At 60.4% G+C, this 18,496-nt stretch carries 19 protein-coding genes; 10 read left to right on the forward strand and 9 right to left on the reverse strand.

Translation table 11 applies throughout. The annotated features are described in order from the left end of the window. Positions 1-5 precede the first annotated feature (5 nt). Positions 6-1,100: an amino acid ABC transporter permease gene (locus tag PSH90_RS04680; protein WP_016771582.1), complete on the forward strand. Its 1,095-nt coding sequence runs from the start codon at positions 6-8 to the stop codon at positions 1,098-1,100. Positions 1,101-1,113: 13 nt separating this feature from the next. After that, positions 1,114-1,878 (forward strand): amino acid ABC transporter ATP-binding protein, encoded by a 765-nt coding sequence (locus PSH90_RS04685; RefSeq protein WP_305382264.1) that lies wholly within the window; start codon positions 1,114-1,116, stop codon positions 1,876-1,878. Between the two features lie 57 nt (positions 1,879-1,935). Here PSH90_RS04685 and PSH90_RS04690 read toward each other — a convergent pair whose 3' ends face one another. Continuing rightward, positions 1,936-2,424, reverse strand: coding sequence for a type II toxin-antitoxin system MqsA family antitoxin (locus PSH90_RS04690; protein WP_056783073.1), 489 nt, complete (start codon positions 2,422-2,424; stop codon positions 1,936-1,938). Next, entirely contained in the window at positions 2,421-2,732 is a 312-nt protein-coding gene (locus tag PSH90_RS04695) for a type II toxin-antitoxin system MqsR family toxin (protein ID WP_056783074.1), read from the reverse strand. Before PSH90_RS04695 ends, PSH90_RS04690 begins: the two co-directional genes overlap by 4 nt. 166 nt (positions 2,733-2,898) lie before the next feature. On the opposite strand from PSH90_RS04695, the gene PSH90_RS04700 reads away from it, so the two are divergent. The 5 genes from PSH90_RS04700 to PSH90_RS04720 all read left to right on the forward strand — a co-directional run bounded on the left by PSH90_RS04700 (position 2,899) and on the right by PSH90_RS04720 (position 6,876). After that, positions 2,899-3,558, forward strand: a complete 660-nt coding sequence (locus tag PSH90_RS04700; RefSeq protein WP_095180430.1) for a FadR/GntR family transcriptional regulator — start codon at positions 2,899-2,901, stop codon at positions 3,556-3,558. Then, positions 3,548-4,852 (forward strand): CynX/NimT family MFS transporter, encoded by a 1,305-nt coding sequence (locus PSH90_RS04705; RefSeq protein ID WP_305382265.1) that lies wholly within the window; start codon positions 3,548-3,550, stop codon positions 4,850-4,852. The genes PSH90_RS04700 and PSH90_RS04705 overlap by 11 nt, the downstream gene beginning before the upstream one ends. Before the next feature lie 190 nt (positions 4,853-5,042). Beyond that, positions 5,043-5,513, forward strand: a complete 471-nt coding sequence (locus tag PSH90_RS04710; RefSeq protein WP_095180432.1) for a nuclear transport factor 2 family protein — start codon at positions 5,043-5,045, stop codon at positions 5,511-5,513. A gap of 40 nt (positions 5,514-5,553) precedes the next feature. Further along, positions 5,554-5,856, forward strand: a complete 303-nt coding sequence (locus PSH90_RS04715) for a GIY-YIG nuclease family protein (protein ID WP_095180433.1) — start codon at positions 5,554-5,556, stop codon at positions 5,854-5,856. 84 nt (positions 5,857-5,940) lie between these two features. Then, complete coding sequence (locus PSH90_RS04720) at positions 5,941-6,876, forward strand: glutathione S-transferase family protein (RefSeq protein WP_305382267.1); 936 nt, start codon at positions 5,941-5,943, stop codon at positions 6,874-6,876. 116 nt (positions 6,877-6,992) lie between these two features. On the opposite strand, the gene PSH90_RS04725 is transcribed toward PSH90_RS04720, so the two are convergent. Then, positions 6,993-7,343 (reverse strand): glutaredoxin family protein, encoded by a 351-nt coding sequence (locus tag PSH90_RS04725; RefSeq protein ID WP_056783081.1) that lies wholly within the window; start codon positions 7,341-7,343, stop codon positions 6,993-6,995. Beyond that, complete coding sequence (gene yejK, locus PSH90_RS04730; protein ID WP_305382269.1) at positions 7,343-8,347, reverse strand: nucleoid-associated protein YejK; 1,005 nt, start codon at positions 8,345-8,347, stop codon at positions 7,343-7,345. The genes PSH90_RS04725 and yejK overlap by 1 nt, the downstream gene beginning before the upstream one ends. A gap of 395 nt (positions 8,348-8,742) precedes the next feature. Here yejK and PSH90_RS04735 point away from each other — a divergent pair, with 395 nt between their 5' ends. Then, on the forward strand, positions 8,743-9,024 hold the full coding sequence (locus PSH90_RS04735; RefSeq protein ID WP_003221909.1) for an HU family DNA-binding protein: 282 nt from the start codon (positions 8,743-8,745) through the stop codon (positions 9,022-9,024). A 194-nt stretch (positions 9,025-9,218) separates the two neighbouring features. Here the strand turns inward: PSH90_RS04735 and rlmF are convergent, their stop codons facing one another. From rlmF to PSH90_RS04760, 5 genes are all read right to left on the reverse strand, one after another. Further along, complete coding sequence (gene rlmF / locus PSH90_RS04740) at positions 9,219-10,238, reverse strand: 23S rRNA (adenine(1618)-N(6))-methyltransferase RlmF (RefSeq protein ID WP_016771571.1); 1,020 nt, start codon at positions 10,236-10,238, stop codon at positions 9,219-9,221. 233 nt (positions 10,239-10,471) lie between these two features. Next, on the reverse strand, positions 10,472-13,318 hold the full coding sequence (locus tag PSH90_RS04745) for a valine--tRNA ligase (protein ID WP_041479508.1): 2,847 nt from the start codon (positions 13,316-13,318) through the stop codon (positions 10,472-10,474). Between the two features lie 194 nt (positions 13,319-13,512). Next, complete coding sequence (locus tag PSH90_RS04750; protein ID WP_056783087.1) at positions 13,513-13,899, reverse strand: hypothetical protein; 387 nt, start codon at positions 13,897-13,899, stop codon at positions 13,513-13,515. Positions 13,900-13,907: 8 nt separating this feature from the next. After that, positions 13,908-14,336 carry a DNA polymerase III subunit chi gene (locus PSH90_RS04755; RefSeq protein ID WP_125918303.1) on the reverse strand — a complete coding sequence of 143 codons (429 nt, stop codon included), beginning with the start codon at positions 14,334-14,336 and terminating at the stop codon, positions 13,908-13,910. Between the two features lie 60 nt (positions 14,337-14,396). Next, positions 14,397-15,887 carry a leucyl aminopeptidase gene (locus PSH90_RS04760; protein WP_150636214.1) on the reverse strand — a complete coding sequence of 497 codons (1,491 nt, stop codon included), beginning with the start codon at positions 15,885-15,887 and terminating at the stop codon, positions 14,397-14,399. Positions 15,888-16,183: 296 nt separating this feature from the next. Between PSH90_RS04760 and lptF the strand changes: the two genes are divergently transcribed. Further along, on the forward strand, positions 16,184-17,305 hold the full coding sequence (gene lptF, locus PSH90_RS04765; RefSeq protein WP_016771566.1) for an LPS export ABC transporter permease LptF: 1,122 nt from the start codon (positions 16,184-16,186) through the stop codon (positions 17,303-17,305). Next, complete coding sequence (gene lptG, locus PSH90_RS04770; protein WP_056783092.1) at positions 17,298-18,359, forward strand: LPS export ABC transporter permease LptG; 1,062 nt, start codon at positions 17,298-17,300, stop codon at positions 18,357-18,359. Before lptF ends, lptG begins: the two co-directional genes overlap by 8 nt. Positions 18,360-18,496: the final 137 nt, after the last annotated feature.

Raw genomic sequence — 18,496 nt, forward strand, 5'->3', positions numbered from 1 at the left:
AGCGCATGAGTACTCATACTTTCAAACCCGACATGCCTCCACCGAACAGCAGTATCGGCGTGGTGGCGTGGATGCGCGCGAACATGTTCTCCAGCTGGCTCAACACCCTGCTGACGCTGTTTGCGTTCTACCTGATCTACCTGGTTGTGCCACCGATCCTCAGCTGGGCAATCGTCGACGCCAACTGGGTCGGCACCACCCGCGCCGACTGCACCAAGGAAGGCGCCTGCTGGGTGTTCATTCAGCAGCGGTTCGGCCAGTTCATGTACGGCTACTACCCGACCGAACTGCGCTGGCGCGTCGACCTGACCGTGTGGCTGGCGGTCATCGGCGCAGCACCCCTGTTCATCTCGCGCGTGCCGCGTAAAGCGGTGTACGGCCTGAGCTTCCTGGTGCTGTACCCGATCATTGCCTTCACTTTGCTGCATGGCGGTTTCGGAATGACCACCGTGCCGACCAGCCAGTGGGGCGGCCTGATGCTGACCCTGGTGATCGCCACCGTCGGCATCGCCGGGGCGTTGCCGCTGGGTATCGTGCTGGCGCTGGGACGACGTTCGAACATGCCGGCGATTCGTGTGGTCTGCGTGACCTTCATCGAGTTCTGGCGCGGCGTGCCGTTGATCACGGTGCTGTTCATGTCCTCGGTAATGCTGCCGCTGTTCCTGCCCGAAGGCATGAACTTCGACAAGCTGCTGCGGGCGCTGATCGGCGTGATCCTGTTCCAGTCGGCGTACGTCGCCGAGGTGGTGCGTGGCGGTCTGCAAGCGATTCCCAAAGGGCAGTACGAAGCGGCTGCGGCGATGGGCCTCGGTTACTGGCGTTCGATGGGCCTGGTGATCCTGCCGCAAGCCCTGAAGCTGGTGATCCCGGGCATCGTCAACACGTTCATTGCGCTGTTCAAGGACACCAGCCTGGTGATCATCATCGGTCTCTTTGACCTGCTCAACAGCGTCAAGCAAGCCGCTGCCGACCCGAAATGGCTGGGCATGGCCACCGAAGGCTACGTGTTCGCCGCCCTGGTGTTCTGGATTTTCTGTTTTGGTATGTCGCGCTATTCCATGCATCTGGAACGCAAGCTCGACACTGGCCACAAGCGTTAGGAGTTCTCTGTAAATGAGCGAAGCAATCAAAAAGCCTTTGGGTCCGGAAGGCATCATCCAGATGCAGGGCGTGAACAAGTGGTACGGCCAGTTTCACGTGCTGAAAGACATCAACCTCAATGTCAAACAAGGCGAGCGTATCGTCCTGTGCGGCCCGTCGGGTTCCGGCAAATCGACGACGATTCGTTGCCTCAATCGCCTGGAAGAACACCAGCAGGGTCGCATCGTCGTCGACGGCGTGGAACTGACCAACGACCTCAAGCAGATCGAAGCGATCCGCCGCGAAGTCGGCATGGTGTTCCAGCACTTCAACCTGTTCCCGCACCTGACCATTTTGCAGAACTGCACCCTGGCGCCGATGTGGGTGCGCAAGATGCCCAAGCGCAAGGCCGAAGAAATCGCCATGCATTACCTGGAGCGCGTACGCATTCCGGAGCAGGCGCACAAATATCCGGGGCAGCTTTCCGGCGGTCAGCAACAGCGTGTGGCGATCGCCCGCGCCTTGTGCATGAAGCCGAAAATCATGCTGTTCGACGAGCCGACTTCAGCGCTTGACCCGGAGATGGTGAAAGAGGTTCTGGACACCATGATCGGTCTGGCCGAAGACGGCATGACCATGCTCTGCGTGACCCACGAAATGGGCTTCGCCCGCACCGTGGCCAACCGCGTGATCTTCATGGACAAGGGCGAAATCGTTGAGCAGGCCGCGCCGAACGACTTCTTCGACAATCCGCAGAATGATCGGACCAAGTTGTTCTTGAGTCAGATTTTGCATTGATGCCCGTCAGGCACTGAAACAAACCCGGACTCAGTTCCGGGTTTGTTTTATCTGGGCTCATCTGGCCAGAACAGGTTCCCGCTCCGGGTAACGAGTTTCCAGAAGTTGTTTGAGACCGTCGTCTGCGTGAAGTGCCTGAATTTCCTCTAGCAGATCGGGATGACGATCCAGAAGCCGCATCAGTGTGAACAACGGCTGCGGCGGAGCCAGTTCGCCGCGTTCATATCGTGAAAACGCATTATGCCCACCTCCTGACAGCCACTTCACCGCACTTCTTTGAGTGAGATGGAGCTTTCGGCGAATACGCTTCATTTCGGTACCGATCAGCCGAAGTACGTCTTCGAGTAATTGATCGCCGGCATCTACGTAGCGCTCGGCACTGTCGGTACCACTGTCAAAAATGATTTCGCCACAGATCCTGCACTCCCAGCCGGCGAGAAGGTGTACGGGCCGCGAAAACTGTTTGTAATTGACGTCGAGACTGCGATCTTGAAAGTGGTGCATTGCGTGTTCGGTGCCGCAACTCAGGCATTGCCTCTTGCTCATGTGTTTTTCTCCTTGAAGGAGATCACCGGAGAACCACCGCTCGTGCAGTAGGTCACTTTGATGTAGATCTCCCGATTTCGAAACGATACGTGATAGACGTCGTGCCAGTTACGATGGTTGGAATAAGAGGTCATGGATTTGTAGAGCATCCGCCGCTCAAGCGTTGCCACAACCTGCATCATCACTTTCCAGGACATGCCCATGTCCCGGCCTGTCTCAAGTGCATAACGTGTAAAGGCTTCTTTGCCTCGTCTAACTACTTCGGCCTTCACGACTGTCAAGTCGTAATGGGGTGTGTTCTTTTCCATAAGAAGCCAAAACCCTGTCCCTGAAATTACCCTTAAAGGGTAATTTTGACCAATCGAAAATGCCGCTCCATGTGTCTCCGATTGACCCTAGGTGGTTGCCGTCCTACATGGGTCTGACTAACATGTCGGAAAATTCATCCTATGATTGGATGAAAAGGTGAGGCTCATGTCCGACATTTCCCCTTTGATCAAGCGATCTCTGGTCGATCAGGCTTTGGATCAACTGCGGCAGCGCATCAACAGCGGTGCGTGGCAGGTCGGCGAGCGTCTGCCGACCGAGCCTGAGCTGTGCGCCGAGCTGGGCATCAGCCGCAACACCGTGCGCGAAGCCATGCGTGTTCTGGCATTTTCCGGTCTGATCGAAATTCGCCAAGGCGACGGCAGTTATTTGCGCGCCGTGGTCGATCCGCTGGATACGCTGAAGGCGTTGTCCCGCTGTTCCCTGGAGCAGGCTCGGGAGACCCGACACATCCTTGAAGTCGAGGCCATCGGCCTGGCGGCGTTGCGTCGTACCGATGACGATCTGGCGGCCCTGCGCGAAGCGCTCGGCACCAGCGGCAGCCACTACCATGGTGATCTCGACACTTACATCGCCTGCGATCTGGTGTTCCATCGCCGACTGGTCGACGCCGCGCACAACCCGACCCTCAGCGAGCTGTATCGATATTTCTCCAGCATCGTCGGCGCGCAATTGCGCCAGACCTTGAATATCTCCCCGCGCCGTCAGGAAGTGTTCGATCTGCACATCGACTTGCTCGATGCGGTCGAGCAACGCGACCCGGAACGGGCCAAAGCCTTGTCGAGGCAGTTGATCAATGAACCTTGAAACCGAGAAATCCATGCCCCGCAGTGAGTTATCCACAGCGTCGAAACGCACCCCCGAACTTGAAGAGCTGCTGATCGATGCCGAGGCTGATGACGAGCAGGTCCAGCAAAGCCACCCATTGGTAAAACGCCCGTGGCTGTTGCTGCTCGGCTTGATTCTGGTGGCGCTGAACCTGCGCCCGGCGTTGTCGAGCATGGCGCCGTTGCTCAGCGAGGTCTCCAGCAGTCTCGGACTGTCTGCGGCGCAGGCGGGATTGCTGACCACGTTGCCGGTGCTGTGCCTGGGCCTGTTTGCGCCGCTGGCGCCGATTCTGGCGCGGCGTTTCGGTGCCGAGCGCGTGGTGCTGGGAATTCTGCTGACGCTGGCCGGCGGGATTATCCTGCGCAGTAATTTCGGCGAGATCGGCCTGTTCGCCGGCAGCGTGCTTGGGGGCGCCAGCATCGGCATTGTCGGCGTGCTGTTACCGGGCATTGTCAAACGCGATTTCGCCAAACATGCCGGGACCATGACCGGCGTCTACACCATGGCGCTGTGCCTGGGCGCAGCGATGGCGGCGGGTTCGACCGTGCCGCTGAGTGAACACTTCGGCAACAGCTGGGCGATGGGCCTGGGCTTCTGGGTGATTCCGGCATTGGTAGCCGCAGTGTTCTGGCTGCCACAAGTCGGCTCCAAACATGGCGCACACAACGTCGCCTATCGCGTGCGCGGGTTGCTGCGTGATCCGCTGGCCTGGCAGGTGACCTTGTATATGGGCCTGCAATCGTCGCTGGCCTACATCGTGTTTGGATGGTTGCCGTCGATCCTCATCGGGCGCGGGCTGACACCGACTCAGGCCGGATTGGTGCTGTCCGGTTCGGTGATCATTCAGCTGGCCAGTTCGCTGGCCGCGCCGTGGCTGGCGACCCGGGGCAAGGATCAGCGCCTGGCGATCGTCGTGGTCATGGCGCTGACCCTGGCCGGCCTGTTCGGCTGCCTGTACGCACCGATCGAAGGTCTGTGGGGCTGGGCGATTCTGCTCGGACTGGGGCAGGGCGGCACGTTCAGTCTCGCCCTGACCCTGATCGTGCTGCGCTCGCGCGATTCCCATGTCGCGGCGAACCTGTCTAGCATGTCCCAGGGTTTTGGCTACACGCTGGCGTCCATGGGGCCGTTTGCCGTGGGCGTGGTGCATGACTGGACCGGCGGCTGGAATGCTCTGGGCTGGATTTTCGGCATTATCGGCGCCGGTGCAATCCTCGCCGGGCTGGGTGCCGGGCGGGCGCTGTATGTGCAGGTGCAAAGCGAAAAGATCTGAATGCACTGGGTGCAAATGTGGGAGCGAGCCTGCTCGCGAAAGCGGTGTTTCGGTCAACATGGATGTTGAATGTTGAATTGCCTTCGCGAGCAGGCTCGCTCCCACAAGGGTTTTGCGTATTGCCGATAGTGTTTCTGCGCGCGGCAGATTATGGTGCTGGCAATCTGTACCTATTTCTTTGGAGACTGCCTTGAGCGAAGCCCATAGCGCCCTGATCACCCGCTTCTACCAAGCCTTTCAGCGCCTTGACGCAGAAGCCATGGCCGCCTGCTACACCGATGATGTGGTCTTCAGCGATCCGGCCTTCGGCGAGTTGCGCGGGCGCGATGCCGGCGACATGTGGCGCATGCTGACTACCCGCGCCAGGGATTTTTCCCTGACTTTTGACAATGTCCGCGCCGACGAGCGCACCGGCGGCGCGCATTGGGTGGCGACTTACCTGTTCAGTCAGACCGGCAACGTCGTGGTCAACGACATCCAGGCGCGCTTCGTCTTCCGGGACGGCAAGATCTGTGAGCACCACGACCACTTCGATCTGTGGCGCTGGTCGCGGCAGGCGTTGGGTTTCAAAGGCCTGCTGCTGGGCTGGACGCCGCTGGTGCGCAACGCCGTACGTGCCCAGGCGCGCAAGGGACTGAAGGCATTTCAGGCCGGGCGCTGATAAGATCGCCGCCTGTTTTCCTATACGTTCAGATCCCGAAGTGACCAGCCTTAGCGAAAAATCCGTCGATGCTGCCGAACCAGTGAGTAAATCCTGGTTCGTCTACCTCGTGCGTGCCGCCAATGGCTCGTTGTATTGCGGAATCAGCGACGACCCCGTACGCCGTTTCGCCAAGCACCAGAGCGGCAAGGGAGCGCGGTTCTTTCTTTCCAGCCCCGCGATGGCCCTGGTCTACACGGAACTGTGCCGCGACAAAAGCGATGCTTTGCGCCAGGAACGGCTGATCAAAAAGCTCAAGAAGAGCGCCAAGGAATGCCTGGTCGCGTCTTATCAATCTGACTGATTGGTTCCCATCAGGCAGATTGGTAGGCCTGTCAGGCAATGCGCGCTAAGCTGCGGATTCACTTTTCCTGCGGCGGAGCCGAGCATGTCCGAGTTGATTCTGCACCATTACCCGACCTCTCCATTTGCCGAGAAGGCGCGCCTGCTGCTGGGCTTCAAAGGCCTGTCCTGGCGTTCGGTGCATATTTCCCCGGTGATGCCCAAGCCTGATCTGACGGCATTGACCGGTGGCTACCGCAAGACCCCAGTGTTGCAGATCGGTGCCGACATCTATTGCGACACCGCACTGATCGCTCGACGCCTGGAGCAGGAAAAAGCCCTGCCGGCGTTCTTTCCCGAAGGCCAGGAAATGACCAGCGCCAGTTTTGCGGCGTGGGCCGACTCGGTGGTGTTTCAGCACGCGGTGAGCCTGGTGTTCCAGCCAGAATCGGTAGCCGTGCGTTTCGGCAAATTGCCGCCGGAAGCGATCAAGGCCTTCCTGGCCGACCGCGCCGGGTTGTTCAGCGGTGGCAGCGCCACGCGTCTGTCCGCCGAGCAGGCCAAGCATCAGTGGCCGACGATCATGGCGCGGCTGGAGCAGCAGTTGCAGCGCGAGCAGGGCGACTTCCTCTTCGGCGAGCCATCGATTGCCGACTTCGCCCTGGCGCATCCGCTGTGGTTCCTCAAGGCGACCCACGTCACGGCGCCGCTGGTGGATGAATATCCGGCGGTGGCGGCGTGGCTGGGTCGGGTGCTCGGGTTCGGCCATGGCGCAGCGAGCGAGATGTCCTCTGCCGAGGCATTGGAGGTCGCGCGTAACGCGACGCCAGCGGCATTGCCGGATGAGCGGTTCGTTGATCCGAACGGCTTCAAGACGGGACAGCAAGTGGCAATTGCCGCTGTCGATTACGGCGTTGATCCGGTGGCAGGCGAGTTGTTGTTTGCTGGCAGTGAAGAGCTGATCATTCGCCGTGAAGACGAACGTGGCGGCGTGGTGCATGTGCACTTTCCGCGTTTTGGTTTCCGTATCGAAGCGCGCTGATTTATCAAGCAGCTGCAAAACCTGTGGGAGCGAGCCTGCTCGCGAAGACGATGGATCATTCAACATGGTTGTTGGCTGATGCAGCGCTTTCGCGAGCAGGCTCGCTCCCACATTGGTTATTTCAGGGCTGCGAGGATTTCGTCCGGATCGAACCCGCGAATCAACGTGCCGTTCACATCGATCAGCGGAATCCCGCGTCCACCCAGTGCCTCATACGCCTTGCGCGCATCGGCATCCTTCTCGATGTCGAACTCCTTGAACGGTATGCCCTTGCTGTCGAGAAAGCGTTTGGTCTGTTTGCAGTAGCCGCACCAGTCGGTGGCATAGAGCACGACATTGGCTTGCGCCCGGGTCTGCGGCGAGACCATTTGCGCGGGATTGAATACCCGCTCGATCTTGCCCCAGTTCTGATAGACCACGACCACCAGCAATACCAGGGCGACCTTTTTCAGCACATTGCCGAGCATCAGTTACGCCGCTTCAACTGATCGGTCAGCGAAGTCGGCAGGCCTTTGATGATCAGGGTGCCGTTCTCTTCGTCGTACTCGATCTTCGAGCCCAGCAGGTGCGCTTCGAAGCTGATCGACAAACCTTCGGCGCGGCCGGTGAAACGACGGAATTGATTGAGGGTGCGCTTGTCTGCCGGAATCTCTGGCGACAGGCCATAGTCCTTGTTGCGGATGTGATCGTAGAAGGCTTTCGGGCGTTCTTCGTCGATCAGCTCCGACAGCTCCTCAAGACCCATCGGTTCGCCGAGCTTGGCCTGGCTGCTGGCATAGTCAACCAGGGTCTTGGTTTTCTCGCGGGCCGAGTCTTCCGGCAGGTCTTCGCTCTCGACAAAGTCACTGAAGGCCTTGAGCAGCGTGCGCGTCTCGCCGGGGCCGTCGACGCCTTCCTGGCAACCGATGAAGTCGCGGAAATACTCCGAGACCTTCTTGCCATTCTTGCCCTTGATGAACGAGATGTACTGCTTGGACTGCTTGTTGTTCTGCCACTCGGAAACGTTGATCCGCGCGGCCAGATGCAACTGGCCAAGGTCGAGATGGCGCGAGGGCGTCACGTCGAGCTCGTCGGTCACCGCAACGCCTTCGCTGTGGTGCAGCAGGGCGATCGCCAGGTAGTCAGTCATGCCTTGCTGATAGTGGGCGAACAGCACGTGGCCACCCACCGACAGGTTGGATTCTTCCATCAGTTTCTGCAGATGCTCGACCGCCACTTTACTGAACGCGGTGAAGTCACTGCCGCCTTCCATATACTCCTTCAGCCAACCGCTGAAGGGGAATGCGCCGGATTCCGGATGGAACAGGCCCCAGGCTTTGCCCTGTTTGGCGTTGTAGCTTTCGTTGAGGTCGGCGAGCATGTTTTCGATGGCTGCGGACTCGGCCAGTTCAGAGTCACGGGCGTGCAGAACTGCGGGCGTGCCGTCGGGTTTTTTGTCGATCAGGTGGACGATGCAATGACGGATCGGCATGGGCTTCTCGGCTGTTGGAAGGGAGGAGGGCAGGCTCCCCCGAAAAAGCGCTCAGTGTACCGCAACCACTGGTTTTGGCGCGGGTTGCAGGGCAAAACCGGGGCGCGCGCCCGGCCTTAAGCGGTTTTTTACCGATTTAGCGCAATAAAGCTGACCAAATGGGTAGCTAGAGGCGGATATTTCCTTGTCGCTGTGCTAGTTTTGCCCGGTCTTACGCGAAGTCACTGCGTTAAGCGTGCATTCAGCATTTGTCAGGTCGAACCAAACCCTGATTTCGGCATCTATAACCCGACTCGTCGTGGTTATCGCCGAGGGTGCCAGATCCAGAAGATCGGGCTCGATGGCTGACACTGCACTCTGCAATCCATATGAATTTGATAGGGAAGGAACACTACATGGCTCTTACTAAAGACCAACTGATCGCCGACATCGCTGAAGCTATCGACGCGCCGAAAACCACCGCGCGTAACGCTCTGGACCAACTGGGCCAAATCGTTGCCGATCAGCTGGAAAACGGCGGCGAAATCACCTTGCCAGGTATCGGCAAGCTGAAAGTGACCGAGCGTCCTGCCCGCACCGGCCGTAACCCTTCGACTGGCGCTGCCATCGAAATCCCTGCAAAGAAAGTGATCAAGCTGGTTGTGGCCAAAGGCCTGACCGACGCTGTGAACAAGTAAGACGCAGCGATAAAAAAACCGTGCTTCGGAGTGATCCGGGGCACGGTTTTTTTGTGTCTGTGATTTAGCGACTGAATCGCAGGGCCAATGTGGGAGCGAGCCTGCTCGCGAAAGCGGTAGGTCAGTCGATATTGAAGCTGACTGACACGCCGCCTTCGCGAGCAGGCTCGCTCCCACAGGGGATCTGCTGTGTGTTAGCGAACCCAGCGCTCGCGTCGCCAGATCTGCTGCTCGGACTTGGTCTGGAAGGTCCAGGCGACAAAGCGGCTCTGCTTCTGCCCCTGCGACATCTCCACGACCTGGCTCTCCAGCACGCCAGCCTTCTTCAGTGCCGTCTCGATGGCCGGCAGGTTCGAGGCCTTCGACACCAGGGTGCTGAACCACAACACTTTGTGCTGGAAGTTCGCACTTTCGGCAATCAACTGCGTCACAAAGCGCGCTTCACCGCCTTCACACCACAGCTCCGCCGATTGCCCACCGAAGTTCAGCACCGGCAGCTTGCGTTTCGGGTCGGCCTTGCCCAAGGCGCGCCATTTGCGCTCGCTGCCCTTGGTCGCTTCTTCCATCGAAGCGTGGAACGGCGGGTTGCACATGGTCAGGTCGAAGCGCTCGCCCGGCTCCAGCAAGCCGATGAGGATGTGTTTGCGGTTTTCCTGCTGGCGCAGCTGGATCACCTTGCTCAGATCGTTGGACTGCACGATGGCTCGCGCCGCCGCCACGGCTGTCGGGTCGATCTCCGAGCCGAGGAAGTGCCAACGGTATTCGCTGTTGCCGATCAACGGATAAACGCAGTTGGCGCCCATGCCGATATCCAGCACATTGACGATCGCGCCGCGCGGGACCTTGCCGTCGTTCATGCTCGCCAGCAGGTCGGCGAGAAAGTGCACATAGTCGGCACGCCCCGGAACCGGAGGGCAGAGGTAGTCCGCCGGGATGTCCCAATGCTGGATGCCGTAGAACGCCTTGAGCAGCGCCCGATTGAACACACGCACCGCGTCGGGGCTGGCGAAGTCAATGCTTTCCTTGCCGTACGGGTTGGTGATCACGTACTTGGCCAGTTCCGGCGTGGTCTTGATCAGCGCCGGAAAGTCGTAACGACCCTGATGGCGATTGCGCGGATGCAGGCTGGCCTTCTCGCGCGGCTCGACGGCTTTGCTAGGGGACGCGGCGTCAGGCTTCTTGCGCGCAGGTTTGGGTGTGCGGGGGGCGGTCATGAGCGTGGTCGATTCGGGTATGGCTGAAAGTGGCGGGCATTGTCCCACATCTGAAGGCAACACCGTTCAAACTGTGGGAGCGAGCCCGCTCGCGAAGGCGGTTGCACATCCGGCAGATTTGTCGGCTGACACAGCGCTTTCGCGAGCAGGCTCGCTCCCACAGGGGACTCAAGGTTTTTCAGGAATAAAAAAGGGAGGCCACCTGGGCCTCCCTTTTTCAGTGCGATTTGCCGTTACAGGCTGGCAATCCGCGCATGCTGCTCGGCCAGTTTGCCCAAGGCCTGTTCGGCCTCGGCCAGTTTGGCGCGTTCCTTCTCGATGACTTCGGCCGGGGCCTTGTCGACGAATCCTGCGTTGGAAAGCTTGCCGCCAACCCGCTGGACTTCGCCCTGCAGACGCAGGATTTCCTTGTCCAGACGCGCCAGTTCGGCGCCCTTGTCGATCAGACCGGCCATCGGCACCAGCACTTCCATCTCGCCCACCAGTGCGGTGGCGGACAGCGGTGCTTCTTCGCCAGCGGCGAGTACGGTGATCGATTCCAGGCGCGCCAGCTTCTTCAGCAGCGCTTCGTTCTCGGTCAGGCGGCGCTGGTCGTCAGCGCTGACGTTCTTCAGGAAGATCGGCAGTGGCTTGCCCGGGCCGATGTTCATCTCGCCACGAATGTTGCGCGTGCCGAGCATCAGTTCCTTGAGCCATTCGATGTCGTTTTCCGCCGCCGGATCGATGCGCTCTTCGTTGGCCACCGGCCAAGGCTGCAGCATGATCGTCTTGCCCTGGATGCCGGCCAGCGGCGCGATGCGCTGCCAGATTTCTTCAGTGATGAACGGCATGAACGGATGCGCCAGACGCAGCGCCACTTCCAGCACGCGTACCAGCGTCCGGCGAGTGCCGCGCTGACGTTCGACCGGTGCGTTCTCGTCCCACAGCACAGGCTTGGACAGTTCCAGATACCAGTCGCAGTACTGGTTCCAGATGAACTCGTACAGCGCTTGCGCGGCGAGGTCGAAACGGAACTGATCCAGTTGGCGGGTCACTTCGGCTTCGGTGCGTTGCAGCTGCGAGATGATCCAGCGATCAGCCAGCGACAGCTCGTAGGCTTCGCCGTTCTGGCCGCAGTCTTCGCCCTTGTCCAGAACGTAACGCGCGGCGTTCCAGATCTTGTTGCAGAAGTTGCGATAGCCTTCGACGCGACCCATGTCGAACTTGATGTCGCGACCGGTCGAGGCCAGCGAGCAGAACGTGAAGCGCAGGGCGTCGGTGCCGTAGCTTTCGATGCCGTTGGCGAACTCTTCGCGGGTGGCTTTCTCGATCTTCTTCGCCAGTTTCGGTTGCATCAGGCCCGAGGTGCGCTTCTGCACCAGGGTTTCCAGATCGATGCCGTCGATGATGTCTAGCGGGTCAAGGACGTTGCCCTTGGATTTGGACATTTTCTGGCCTTGGCCGTCGCGCACCAGACCGTGTACGTAAACGGTCTTGAACGGAACCTGCGGCGTGCCGTCTTCGTTCTTCATCAGGTGCATGGTCATCATGATCATCCGGGCAACCCAGAAGAAGATGATGTCGAAACCGGTGACCAGCACGTCGGTGGAGTGGAATTTCTTCAGGAACTCGGTCTGCTCAGGCCAGCCCAGGGTCGAGAAGGTCCACAGGCCGGAACTGAACCAGGTGTCGAGTACGTCGTTGTCCTGTTGCAGCGCAACGTCCGGGCCGAGGTTGTGCTTGGCACGGACTTCGGCTTCGTCGCGACCGACGTAGACCTTGCCCGACTCGTCGTACCAGGCCGGAATCCGGTGGCCCCACCACAGCTGACGGCTGATGCACCAGTCCTGGATGTCGCGCATCCACGAGAAGTACATGTTTTCGTACTGCTTGGGCACGAACTGGATGCGACCGTCTTCAACGGCAGCAATCGCCGGCTCGGCCAGCGGCTTGGTCGATACGTACCATTGGTCGGTCAGCCACGGCTCGATGACCGTGCCGGAGCGATCGCCTTTCGGCGTTTTCAGATTGTGATCGTTGACACTCACCAGCAGGCCGGCGGCGTCGAACGCGGCAACGATCTGCTTGCGCGCTTCGAAACGTTCCAGGCCAGCGAACTCGGCCGGAATCTTGCCGTCGATGCTCTCGTTCAGCGTGCCGTCGAGGTTGAACACCTGAGCGGCAGGCAGCACGTTGGCGTTCTTGTCGAAGATGTTCAGCAGCGGCAGGTTGTGGCGCTTGCCGACTTCGTAGTCGTTGAAATCGTGGGCCGGGGTGATTTTCACGCAGCCGGTGCCGAATTCAGGGTCGCAATAATCGTCGGCGATGATCGGGATGCGGCGGCCAACCAGTGGCAGCTCGACGAATTTGCCGATCAGCGCTTTGTAGCGTTCGTCGTTCGGGTTAACCGCGACGGCGGAGTCACCGAGCATGGTTTCCGGACGGGTGGTGGCGACGATCAGGAAGTCATCGCCCTCGGCGGTTTTTACACCATCGGCCAATGGGTATTTCAGGTTCCACAGGAAGCCTTTCTCTTCGTGGTTTTCCACTTCGAGGTCGGAAATCGCCGTGTGCAGTTTGGTGTCCCAGTTGACCAGACGCTTGCCGCGGTAGATCAGGCCGTCTTCATGCAGGCGCACGAAAGCTTCCTTGACCGCTTCCGAGAGGCCGTCGTCCATGGTAAAGCGCTCGCGGCTCCAGTCGACGGACGAGCCGAGGCGGCGGATCTGCCGGCTGATGTTGCCGCCGGACTGATCTTTCCATTCCCAGACTTTCTCGAGGAATTTTTCCCGGCCCAGATCGTGACGATTCTGGCCCTGGGCTTCGAGTTGGCGCTCCACCAGCATCTGCGTGGCGATACCGGCGTGGTCGGTGCCCGGCTGCCACAGGGTGTCGCGACCCTGCATGCGGCGGAAACGGATCAACGCGTCCATGATCGCGTTGTTGAAACCGTGACCCATGTGCAGGCTGCCGGTGACGTTCGGCGGCGGGATCATGATCGTGTAGGACTCGCCCGCGCCTTGCGGGGCGAAGTAGTTCTCGGACTCCCAGGTCTTGTACCAGGAAGTTTCAATGGCGTGCGGCTGGTAGGTCTTATCCATGCGCGGCGGGACCCTATTGGCATTTATTCAGGAAAAGCCGGGAAGTATAGCGGGGCGTGGTGCCGAGGGCGAGCGGGGGAGGTCGGGCGGAGATCTAAATGTAGGAGCTGCCGAAGGCTGCGATCTTTTGATCTTGTTTTTTGTGAAAGCAAAGTCAAAAGATCGCAGCCTTCGGCAGCTCCTACACCAGCGGCTTATTCGTACTGGCTGAGCAGCCGCTCCATCCGCGCATCCAGGCGACGTTTGATTTCGGTTTCGATGTGCGGGGCGAAGTCGTCGATCACGTCTTGCATGATCAATTGCGCGGCGGCGCGCAGTTCGCTGTCCAGGTGCAGCAAGGCATCCGGGCCTTTATCGACCGGTGCGGCAGCCGGGGCAGCCGGCGGCGCTGGTGGCGGCTCGACGGCCGCCGGCTGATTGCCGACGGAATCGAACAGCATCGGAATCTGTTCCTGTTCGCCGTCATCGACCGTATCGGTCAAGAGCGGCGGTTGCAGGTTGTCATCGCCGAGCAACTGGCGGATCGATTCAAGATCGTCCAGCAGATGTGCGGACTTCTGTTGCGGTTTCGGAGTGTCCATTGGAATGCTCAGAGTCGCTGTAAACGGTGGTCTTGCAGAGAATAGCCCTGTTCGCGGTAGAAACGGAAACTCTCCCGCGCCGCCGCTCGGATGGTCGGATCTTCCACCACCACTTCCGCCACGCGGGCAAATTTGCTGGCGAAGGCCGGGACTTTCAGGTCGAGATTGACCAGCAGATCCTGATGTTCCCCGCAGTCTTCGCCCAGTCCCAGCACGATCAAACCGTCGGGCTCACTGTCGGCAGGGCCGTGAGGCACGAAACTTTCGCCCTTGAATGCCCACAGACGCGCATCGAGATCGTCACGTTGGGCCGCATCGCTGCAATGCAGGTAGATGCGATGGCCCATGCGCCAGGCTTTCTCGGTGAGCTTGCAGGCGAAATCCAGACGCGCTGAAGGATCGGCGCTGGGCAGGATATAGAAGTCGACTTTGGTCATTGCGGTTCCAGAGCGGCAAGCGGCGTCACCCGAAAGTGGCGCCGCCGCCCATCAGCGGTGTCAGGCTTTGGCGCGATCGAGCAGGTACTGGGTCAGCAGCGGAACCGGACGGCCAGTGGCGCCCTTGTCCTTGCCGCCGCTGGTCCATGCCGTGCCGGCGATGTCCAGGTGCGCCCAGTTGAGGTTCTTGGTGAAGCGCGACAGGAAGCAGGCGGCAGTGATGGTGCCGGCCTTCGGCCCGCCAATGTTGGCGATGTCGGCGAACGGGCTGTCCAGCTGCTCTTGATACTCGTCGAACAGCGGCAGTTGCCAGGCGCGGTCGTCGGCAGCCTTGCCGGCGCTGAGCAGTTGGTCGATCAGTTCGTCGTTGTTGCCCAGCAGGCCGGACGTGTGTGCGCCCAGGGCCACCACGCAAGCACCGGTCAGGGTGGCGATGTCGATCACCGCTTGTGGCTTGAAGCGCTCGGCGTAGGTCAGCGCATCGCACAGCACCAGACGGCCTTCGGCGTCGGTGTTGAGGATTTCCACGGTCTGGCCGCTCATGGTGGTGACGATGTCGCCCGGACGGGTCGCATTGCCGCTCGGCATGTTTTCGGCGCAGGCGAGGATGCACACCAGATTGATCGGCAGTTTCAGCTCAAGCACGGCGCGCAATGTGCCGAACACGGAGGCAGCGCCGCCCATGTCGTACTTCATCTCGTCCATGCCGGCGCCCGGCTTCAGGCTGATGCCGCCGGTGTCGAAGGTGATGCCCTTGCCGACCAGCGCGTATGGCTTCTCGGATTTCTTGCCACCGTTGTATTGCATGACGATCAGGCGCGGCGGCTGGGCGCTGCCCTGGCCCACAGCGTAGAACGAACCCATTCCCAGAGACTTGATCTTCTTCTCGTCGAGCACTTCGACTTTCAGATCCTTGAACTCTTTGCCCAGGTTCTTGGCCTGTTCGCCCATGAACGTCGGGTGGCAGATGTTCGGTGGCAGGTTGCCCAGATCGCGGGTGAACGCCATGCCGTTGGCGATGGCGGTGGCGTGGTTCACGGCGCGCTGCACTTCGGCCTGCGCAGCCTTGATGGTCAGCAGGGTGATTTTCTTCAGAGCGCGCGGTTCGGCTTTCTGGCTCTTGAACTGGTCGAAGGTGTAGCCGCCGTCGACCAGGGTTTCCGCCAGCAGGCGGGTCTTGCCGTAGCTGTCGCGACCTTTGACGATGACTTCATCCAGCGCCAGTACGGCATCGCCGCCGCCCAGGCCTTTGAGGGTGTTGAGGATGCCGGCAACGATTTTGCGGAACGGACGGTCGCCCAGTTCCTCGTCCTTGCCCACGCCGACCAGCAACACGCGCTCGGCTTTCAGGTTCGGCAGGCTGTGCAGCAGCAGGCTTTGACCGACCTTGCCGGCCAGGTCGCCACGCTTGAGCACGGCGCTGATGGCACCACCGCTCGACTCGTCGACCAGTCTGGCGGCGACACCGAGTTTGCGGCCTTCGCCGACGGCAACCACCAGGGTGGCGGTTTTCAACGTTTCTGGGCTAACGCTTTTTACAACCAGTTCCATGTCCGGATCCCTGAATGAATAGTCAACACGCAGGCGTTCGACGCTGTTCGCAGTCGCCTGCTTATAGATAGAAGAGGCGCAGGCCAAAGCCTGCGACAAGGGCCGCAGTTTGAACCTCGCTCCCCGCGCCTGACAACCCTCAGCAAAGGATTACAGAGATGGATGAGTGTGCGCAGTGACAGGCGCACCCAATCACAGGATAATGCCGCATCTTTTTTCGACCGCTCTGCATGGCGGGCCGGTCGATGTGTTTGCTTGTTTGGCCGCCTTAGCCTGACAACCCTGGAGTGTCTGGTTTGATCGTCTTCCGTTATCTGTCCCGCGAAGTCCTGTTGACCCTCAGCGCCGTAAGTGCCGTGCTGCTGGTCATCATCATGAGCGGTCGCTTCATCAAATACCTGGCGCAGGCTGCAGCCGGTCAGCTCGATCCGGGCTCGCTGTTCCTGATCATGGGCTTTCGTCTGCCGGGTTTCCTGCAACTGATTCTGCCGCTGGGCCTGTTCCTCGGGATCCTGCTGGCCTACGGTCGCCTGTACCTTGAAAGCGAAATGACCGTGCTTTCGGCCACCGGCATGAGCCAGCAGAAGCTGTTTCGCATGACCCTGTTTCCGGCGACGCTGGTGGCACTGGTGGTCGCGTGGCTGAGCCTCGGCCTGGCTCCGCAGGGCGCCAACCAGTTTCAGCTGCTGCTGAACAAGCAGGACGCGCTGACCGAGTTCGATACCCTCGAGCCGGGCCGCTTCCAGGCCCTGCGTGATGGCACTCGGGTGACCTACACCGAAACCCTGAGCGACGATCGCGTCAATCTCGGCAGCGTGTTCATCTCGCAGAAGAACCTCGGTGCCGATAAGAAGGACCGCGGGATTTCCGTACTGGTGGCCGAGTCGGGCCGTCAGGAAATCCGCCCCGATGGCAATCGCTACCTGATTCTCGACAACGGCTATCGTTATGACGGCAGCCCCGGGCAGGCCGATTACCGCGCCATCCATTACGAAACCTACGGCGTGCTGCTGCCCAAGCCGGACGTCAGCGAAGAAGTCACCGATCGCGATGCGATGCCGACGTCGTCCCTGTGGGGCAGCGACGACATTCGTTCGAAAACCGAGCTGCAATGGCGCATGTCGCTGCCGTTGCTGGTGTTCATCGTGACCCTGATGGCGGTGCCGCTGTCGCGGGTGAATCCGCGTCAGGGGCGTTTCCTCAAGCTGCTGCCGGCGATTCTTCTTTATATGGCTTACCTGACCATCCTGATTGCCGCTCGCGGCGCCCTTGAAAAAGGCAAGATCCCGCCGGCCCTCGGTCTGTGGTGGGTACACGCGATCTTTTTGGTGATCGGCCTCGGCCTGCTTTACTGGGAGCCGCTGCGTCTGAAGCTGGCCAGCCGTCGCAGCGCTGCGCTGGAGGTGGCCCGTGGTTAAACTCGACCGCTACATCGGCAGCAGCGTGTTCATGGCGATCATCGCCGTGCTGGCGATCATCCTCGGCCTGGCGACGCTGTTTGCCTTCATCGATGAAATGGGCGACGTCAGCGACACCTACACCCTGGTCGACGTGCTCGGTTTTGTATTGCTGACCGCACCGCGCCGGCTGTATGAAATGTTGCCGATGGCCGCATTGATCGGCTGCCTCATCGGTCTCGGCAGTCTGGCCAGCAGCAGTGAGCTGACGGTCATGCGCGCTGCTGGCGTGTCGATCGGCCGTATCGTCTGGGCTGTGATGAAGCCGATGCTGGTGCTGATGCTCGCCGGCGTGCTGATTGGCGAATACGTCGCCCCGGCCACCGAAAGCATGGCCCAGGCCAATCGCTCGCTGGCCCAGGGCAGCGGCGATGCGCAAAGCGCCAAGCACGGTATGTGGCACCGTCAGGGTGAAGAATTCATCCACATCAACGCGGTTCAGCCGAACGGTCTGTTGTACGGCGTGACGCGCTATCACTTCGACAAGGAGCGCCATCTGCTCAGCTCCAGCTTCGCCAAGAAGGCCGAGTTCGACGGCACCAAGTGGCAGCTCACCGACGTTGCCACCACGCTGTTCCATGAGCGCAGTACTGAAGTGGTCAACAGTCCGAGCGAGGAGTGGGACGTGGCGTTGAGCCCGCAGCTGCTCAGCACCGTGGTGATGGCGCCGGAATCGCTGTCGATCAGCGGTCTGTGGGGCTACATCCACTATCTGGCGGAGCAGGGCCTGAGCAATGGTCGCTACTGGCTGGCATTTTGGGTCAAGGTGTTGCAGCCGCTGGTGACCGCCGCGCTGGTGCTGATGGCGATCTCGTTCATCTTCGGCCCACTGCGCTCGGTGACCCTTGGTCAGCGGGTCTTCACTGGCGTGCTGGTGGGCTTCACCTTCCGCATCGTCCAGGATCTGCTGGGGCCATCGAGTCTGGTGTTCGGTTTCTCGCCGCTGTTTGCGGTGCTGGTGCCGGCCGGCGTGTGTGCGCTGGCGGGTGTCTGGCTGCTCAGGCGAGCGGGCTGATGAACAAGCTTTCATTCAGCGCTTGAGCCCTGAAAACGCCTCGGTCGCCAGACCGGGGCGTTTTTGCATGCGATCCGGGTGACAGGCGAACGTGACGCTTGCGCCGTGTATCAGGTACAATTCCCGGCTATTTTTCG

The organism is Pseudomonas sp. FP1762, assembly GCF_030687105.1.
GTDB lineage: Bacteria > Pseudomonadota > Gammaproteobacteria > Pseudomonadales > Pseudomonadaceae > Aquipseudomonas > Aquipseudomonas siliginis.

Excerpts from the sequence above, each read along its gene's own strand:
- PSH90_RS04720 (WP_305382267.1), top strand. The coding sequence starts at position 5,941 with ATGTCCGAGTTGATTCTGCACCATTACCCGACCTCTCCATTTGCCGAG.
- PSH90_RS04735 (WP_003221909.1), top strand. The coding sequence starts at position 8,743 with ATGGCTCTTACTAAAGACCAACTGATCGCCGACATCGCTGAAGCTATC.
- PSH90_RS04750 (WP_056783087.1), bottom strand. The coding sequence starts at position 13,899 with ATGGACACTCCGAAACCGCAACAGAAGTCCGCACATCTGCTGGACGAT.
- PSH90_RS04760 (WP_150636214.1), bottom strand. The coding sequence starts at position 15,887 with ATGGAACTGGTTGTAAAAAGCGTTAGCCCAGAAACGTTGAAAACCGCC.
- PSH90_RS04745 (WP_041479508.1), bottom strand. The coding sequence starts at position 13,318 with ATGGATAAGACCTACCAGCCGCACGCCATTGAAACTTCCTGGTACAAG.
- rlmF (WP_016771571.1), bottom strand. The coding sequence starts at position 10,238 with ATGACCGCCCCCCGCACACCCAAACCTGCGCGCAAGAAGCCTGACGCC.
- PSH90_RS04690 (WP_056783073.1), bottom strand. The coding sequence starts at position 2,424 with ATGAGCAAGAGGCAATGCCTGAGTTGCGGCACCGAACACGCAATGCAC.
- PSH90_RS04725 (WP_056783081.1), bottom strand. The coding sequence starts at position 7,343 with ATGCTCGGCAATGTGCTGAAAAAGGTCGCCCTGGTATTGCTGGTGGTC.
- PSH90_RS04695 (WP_056783074.1), bottom strand. The coding sequence starts at position 2,732 with ATGGAAAAGAACACACCCCATTACGACTTGACAGTCGTGAAGGCCGAA.
- PSH90_RS04685 (WP_305382264.1), top strand. The coding sequence starts at position 1,114 with ATGAGCGAAGCAATCAAAAAGCCTTTGGGTCCGGAAGGCATCATCCAG.
- PSH90_RS04680 (WP_016771582.1), top strand. The coding sequence starts at position 6 with ATGAGTACTCATACTTTCAAACCCGACATGCCTCCACCGAACAGCAGT.
- PSH90_RS04755 (WP_125918303.1), bottom strand. The coding sequence starts at position 14,336 with ATGACCAAAGTCGACTTCTATATCCTGCCCAGCGCCGATCCTTCAGCG.
- yejK (WP_305382269.1), bottom strand. The coding sequence starts at position 8,347 with ATGCCGATCCGTCATTGCATCGTCCACCTGATCGACAAAAAACCCGAC.
- PSH90_RS04705 (WP_305382265.1), top strand. The coding sequence starts at position 3,548 with ATGAACCTTGAAACCGAGAAATCCATGCCCCGCAGTGAGTTATCCACA.
- PSH90_RS04700 (WP_095180430.1), top strand. The coding sequence starts at position 2,899 with ATGTCCGACATTTCCCCTTTGATCAAGCGATCTCTGGTCGATCAGGCT.